Annotated in this window: 7 protein-coding genes and 1 other RNA gene; 4 read left to right on the top strand and 4 right to left on the bottom strand. The window is 51.3% G+C overall.

Going from position 1 to position 5,529, the window contains the following annotated elements; all coding sequences use genetic code 11:
- The 3 genes from ABYW01_RS12795 to rsmI form a co-directional block, all read right to left on the bottom strand.
- Positions 1-327: DUF6538 domain-containing protein (locus ABYW01_RS12795; RefSeq protein WP_372833262.1), on the bottom strand; the 327-nt coding region annotated here is incomplete at its 3' end.
- Between the two features lie 56 nt (positions 328-383).
- Positions 384-738, bottom strand: an RNA gene (gene rnpB / locus ABYW01_RS12790) — RNase P RNA component class A.
- Positions 739-824: 86 nt separating this feature from the next.
- Positions 825-1,667, bottom strand: a complete 843-nt coding sequence (gene rsmI / locus ABYW01_RS12785) for a 16S rRNA (cytidine(1402)-2'-O)-methyltransferase (RefSeq protein WP_372833260.1) — start codon at positions 1,665-1,667, stop codon at positions 825-827.
- A 36-nt stretch (positions 1,668-1,703) separates the two neighbouring features.
- Between rsmI and ABYW01_RS12780 the strand changes: the two genes are divergently transcribed.
- From ABYW01_RS12780 to ABYW01_RS12765, 4 genes are read left to right on the top strand one after another with little or no spacing between them, the layout of a single operon-like run.
- Entirely contained in the window at positions 1,704-3,548 is a 1,845-nt protein-coding gene (locus ABYW01_RS12780; protein WP_372833258.1) for a penicillin-binding protein activator, read from the top strand.
- Between the two features lie 23 nt (positions 3,549-3,571).
- Positions 3,572-3,931, top strand: coding sequence for a YraN family protein (locus tag ABYW01_RS12775; protein ID WP_372833256.1), 360 nt, complete (start codon positions 3,572-3,574; stop codon positions 3,929-3,931).
- A 22-nt stretch (positions 3,932-3,953) separates the two neighbouring features.
- Entirely contained in the window at positions 3,954-4,547 is a 594-nt protein-coding gene (locus tag ABYW01_RS12770) for an SIS domain-containing protein (protein ID WP_372833254.1), read from the top strand.
- Positions 4,547-5,119 (top strand): BON domain-containing protein, encoded by a 573-nt coding sequence (locus ABYW01_RS12765; RefSeq protein WP_193952100.1) that lies wholly within the window; start codon positions 4,547-4,549, stop codon positions 5,117-5,119. The genes ABYW01_RS12770 and ABYW01_RS12765 overlap by 1 nt, the downstream gene beginning before the upstream one ends.
- A 60-nt stretch (positions 5,120-5,179) precedes the next feature.
- Here the strand turns inward: ABYW01_RS12765 and ABYW01_RS12760 are convergent, their stop codons facing one another.
- Complete coding sequence (locus tag ABYW01_RS12760) at positions 5,180-5,527, bottom strand: stringent starvation protein B (protein WP_372833251.1); 348 nt, start codon at positions 5,525-5,527, stop codon at positions 5,180-5,182.
- Positions 5,528-5,529 lie beyond the last annotated feature (2 nt).

Here is a 5,529-nt window from a genome sequence, read left to right as displayed (position 1 = left end):
CGCCATGACCTTCTCAACGTCCCTCACAGTCCCAGAAAGGCGCTCTAACCGCTCATCCACCCAAGCCTTAACTTGCTCGCTAAAGTCAAACAGCGCCTCTACAGCAGACACATTAGTGCAACGCCGCAGCAACTTAATGATGGGAATTTTCTGGGCGACCATATTGACCGCTTCGGAGTAGGAGTCAGCGTTAAGACTGCTCTTTACCTCAGCAAGAAGCGAGGGATACAGCTTACGGAGGTGTAACGGTAGGGCGTACCGGAAGTAATACGTGTTACCACGCAGGAAAACAAAGGGATGGCGGCTCTGTACCAGTCTCTGTACCATGACGTAACGCCCTCATCGAATCACATGTAACTCTCTGAAAACGCTAGTAAATATAAGGGAGAAGCCCGCCGATAAGCCGGGTTTTGTCGTGGACAGTCATTCATCTAGGGTGTACGTCGCCATACACCTCAAGCGACCTACCCGGATCCGGTATGGGCCATACCTTAAGGATCCCTATTTGGTCTTGCTCCGAGTGGGGTTTACCATCGCCGTGGAATGTTGCCACCCACGCGGTGAGCTCTTACCTCACCTTTTCAACCTTACCGTTATCCGAAGATACTTAGGCGGTATACTTTCTGCTGCACTTTCCGTCGACTTTCGCCGCCCAGACGTTATCTGGCACTTTACCCTATGGAGCCCGGACTTTCCTCCCCCCTGCCAAAGCAAGGCGGCGACTGTCTAGCGGACTTCTCCGGCGCTAAGGATACGCATAACGCCGGCGATTTACTACTGCAATATGACTATCCGCAAAACTCATTCAAGAAAGCATCGCCCGATCAGCTATCCGCTTTCTCTAAAGCCAGCTTATAGAGCAGATTTTTCTTAACGCCGGTTATTTTTGACGCCAACGCAGAGGCCTGCTTGACCGGCAATTCGGCGAGCAGCACATCCAGCACATGCTCGGCATTGTTATCCACAACCCCCGCTTCCGGTTTCGGCTTACCATGCACCAGCAAAACAAACTCGCCTTTTTGCTGATTGTGATCAGCAACCATCCAATCGATCAACTCCGCCAAAGGCGCAGAATGAATGGTCTCGAACGTTTTGGTCAGCTCACGCGCAACTACCACCTGACGATCCGCACCCATCGCATCACTCATATCTTTAAGTGACTCCAGCACACGATGCGGCGACTCATAAAAGATCAAGGTACGGCTTTCAGAGGCCAGCTCCAGATAGTATTGCTGCCGCGCACTACGTTTTGATGGCGGAAACCCCTCAAACGCAAAGCGATCTGATGGCAAACCTGCTGCACTCAATGCAGCCACAAATGCGGCACATCCGGGGACCGGCACAACTTTAAAACCGGCTTCACGCACAGCACGCACGACGACGAAACCCGGGTCGGAAATCAACGGCGTACCCGCATCCGAAATCAAGGCAACACTGCTACCGGCACGCAACAAATCCAGAATACTATCAATTCGTTGCCTTTCATTATGGTCATGTACTGAAATCAAGCGCGTATTAATGTTAAAGTGCGCCATTAAACGGGCACTGTGCCGCGTATCTTCAGCTGCAATAACCTCAGCGTTTTTCAGCACCTCTACGGCACGTTGCGACATATCCTGCAAATTGCCTATGGGTGTGGCAACGACATACAGTGCAGATTCAGACATCAGCTATTCCATCCTAAAAACCGGGGTGAGAAGTATATGACGATTCAATGGCGCCTGTCTTTGGCCGCAGGCATTATCGGCGTGGCTTTAGCAGGCTGTAGCACCAGTCCAGCTCCAGATACCCGCCCAACCACTCAGACTTACAGTTCTGCGGAACAAGCTCGCCTTGCCGTCGAGGATTTACTGCAGCAAGCAGCCAAGTCCCAACCGATCCAGGCAGCCCGACTGAAAGTTCAAGCCGCTAACATCTTGCTGCGCATGGACCGAAAGGAAGCCGCTCTCGATATCCTGAAGGATGTCGAGTTAGAGCTCCTGCCGCCATCGTTACGCTATGAGGTCGCACAAAGTCGCGCTCGTGCTGCATTGGATGCCCAACAGCCCCAGCAAGCATTGCGCTACCTGGAATTCCCGTCGGACCAAACCTATCGTCCTTCAACTGAACAAATCACGCGTATTGGCGAACTTCGCGCGGAGGCGTTTCGCCTGCAGAACGACCCTATCAGCGAAGCATTCGCACTGATTGATATCAGTTCTCGCGAACCTGATCCTCAGCTGCAGCAGCAATTCCATGATCAGATATGGTCCGCCCTGCGCTCGCTTTCCCCTGCTCAACTGATCGGGCTTAGCCAACAAACGGGCAACACATACTATGAACAGGGCTGGTTTGAACTGGCACTGATCCATAAGCAAGCAACACAGCTGGACCAACTCAGCTATGCAATGAGCGAGTGGAACACACTATGGGAATCCCATCCGGCACGTGCATTACCACCGCAGGCCGGTGAAGCCGTCAGCTCTGAACCGATCATTGCCCAGCGCATCGCCGTACTTCTGCCCATGCAAGGCAAACTCACTAAAGCTTCAGCGGCTATTCGTGAAGGTATCATGGCTGCCTACTTCAACGAACAGGCAGACGGCAAACCTGTACCCCAACTTCAGTTTATAGACTCCACCCAAGTCAACTCCCCGGACCTGCTAAGATCACTGATCCACGAGCAGTCTATTGATATGGTGATCGGCCCGCTTGAAAAACCGTATGTGAGCGCACTTAACAACAGCGAACCGATGCCTATCCCTGTACTCGCGCTCAACTACGACAACAATACGGACTACAACCAAATCTACCAATTCGGCCTGGCAGCCGAAGACGAAGCCCGACAAGCCGCACGCAAAGCCTGGCAGGATGGTCACCGTATCATGCTGACACTGACCCCTCTGACAAACTGGGGCACACGTGTTCGCAATGCTTTTGAAGAGGAATTCGCTGCACTCGGTGGACGCGTCGCCGACAGCATCCGCTTTGATAAACAGGAAGACTTTTCACAGGATGTCAGCGCCTTACTGGCAACCGACAAAAGCAAGGCACGCGCCAAACAGATATTCACAATGAGCAATCAGCGAATCAAGTTTGAGGAACGCCGCCGCAAAGATGTAGATGCCATATTTTTAAGCGCGCTGCCCGGCGATGCTCGCCAGATCAAACCCATTCTGGCATTCCATTACGCTGGAAAACTGCCTATTTACGCAACATCCCACGTATTTGCAGGCAATCCTGACGATAAACGAGATCGTGATCTCAATGGTATTCAATTTGTAGATATGCCTTGGTCACTCACTCCCGCATCAAACACCAAGCGCTTCCTGGCACAGAAACGCCAAGATACTGACACCCGATTTGGACGTCTGTACGCCCTTGGAATCGACGCCTTCAAAATTCACCCCTACCTAAATCAGCTCGCCGCCACTGAAGGCGCAGCCGTTCAGGGTGAAACCGGCTCACTTACCGTAGATGGAAATAAAAAGGTCGTGCGAAACATGCAGTGGGCCAAATTCCGCAATGGCAGCCCACAACTACAACAACCAAGGACCGTACAACAGTAAACCTAATGACAGGACTCTAACTCATGGACAGAAACAAACTCGGCAAGGATGCCGAACGCTCAGCACGCAAACACTTGGAACGATCAGGCCTCACAACCCTGACCACCAACTACAATTGCCGAGCGGGCGAAATAGACCTGATCATGCAGGAACAACTGACATTGATATTTGTCGAAGTTCGTCTGCGCCAGCACAAAAATTTTGGCAGCGCAGCGGAAAGCGTCAACATCAAGAAACAAAAAAAGATCATTCAGGCCGCCCGATACTTCTTACTGCAAAACCCTCAATATGCAGAACAGGAATGTCGCTTTGATGTGCTTGCCTTTGACTCCACAGAAGCACTATCCACGCCTCTGTGGTATAAAGACGCCTTTAGACTTTGATGTAGCAGTATAAGGAAAAGAAATGGAACTTGAGGACCGTATCGTCAGTCAGTTTCACAACTCGATGGAGGTAAACGCCGTCACCATCGAACAGTACACACCGATGATCGCACACGCCGGTGAACTACTGCTACATTGCCTGGTAACTGAAGCCAAAGTACTGACTTGTGGCAACGGCGCATCCGCATCACTGGCCCAGCACTTCTGCAGCCTGATGCTCAATCGCTTTCGCCATGAACGCCCGGGATTGCCTGCCATCTGCCTGAACGCAGACGGGCACACCTTAAGCGGCATCAGTGAAGACAGCAGCTTTAGCGATGTTTACGCCAAGCAAATAAGAGCACTAGGCCAACCTGGAGATCTTTTTTTGGTTCTCTCTCCGCATGGCCGCTCCAACAGCATGGTACAAGCCATTCAGGCGGCACATGATCGTGAGATGATCGTCATCGCACTAACCGGCAATGACGGAGGCGATATGACTGCCTTACTCGGCCCCGATGAAGTAGAGATCTGCGTACCTGCAGAAGACCCTATTTTGGTCCACGATGCCCACCTGCTGGTGCTGCATTCACTGTGTGATCTTGTTGATTTTCAACTTTTTGGAAGTGAACTCTAATGAACACGAAGATTATTATCACCGCGCTGATTTGTGCACTACCTCTTACAGGCTGCTCAAACTTAATCAGCGCAGGTCGGGAAGAACCCATCCAGGAAGACTACGGCTCTCGCACCGTCGGCAGCTATGTTGACGACGAAGTTATTGAAACCAAAGCTAACGTCAATCTTTTAGAAGTTCGTGAACAACTACAGGGCGCCAGCGTGGGCGTTACCAGCTTTAATGGCATTGTGCTGCTGACCGGGCAGGCACCATCAGAAGAGGTCCGCAGCTTCGCCGAGCAAATCGTTGCAAATGTTCGCAAAGTTCGCCGGGTTCACAACGAGATGAATATCTCAGGCTCAAGCTCTACGCTCAAAGGAGCCAACGACGTCTGGTTGACACTGAAAACCAAAAGCCAACTCCTGGTCGACGAAGGTGTACCCGGACATCGAATTAAAGTCGTTACCGAAAATGGTACCGTGTATCTGATGGGACTGGTCACTCAGTCCGAAGCTGACGCAGCCGTCAATATTGTGAGCGGGCTAGGCGGCGTAGAAAAGATCGTCAAAATCTTCGAGTATATCGATTAAAACAGTATCACCAGCTAAAGCGGGATACCCCGCTTTAGCTCTCTTCCAAAACCAAACTTCTTATTTCACGACCTTCAGCATTGGCCCTTTCTTTTTCGGAGGCTCCGGCACTTCCGGTTCAGGCGGTTGCGGCTCATCCAAATCGTACAACTCAGCCCCTGGCTCCATACCAAACCCCATACCCGCAGCATTTTCGCGTGCATACATTGCAATAACAGCACCCAATGGAATATACACATCCATTGGCACACCGCCAAATCGAGCATTAAAGCTCAAAACATCATCACCGATTATGAAATCACGCACAGCACTCGGGATAATGTTCAATACAATCTGACCATCCTCCACAAACTGAGTGGGCACAACAACATCTTCCCATTCAGCATTCACTACAACATGCGGTGTCAGAT

It is taken from the genome of Pontibacterium sp. (assembly GCF_041587635.1).
GTDB lineage: Bacteria > Pseudomonadota > Gammaproteobacteria > Pseudomonadales > Balneatricaceae > Pontibacterium.
This window is presented reverse-complemented; position numbering and strand designations above follow the sequence as displayed.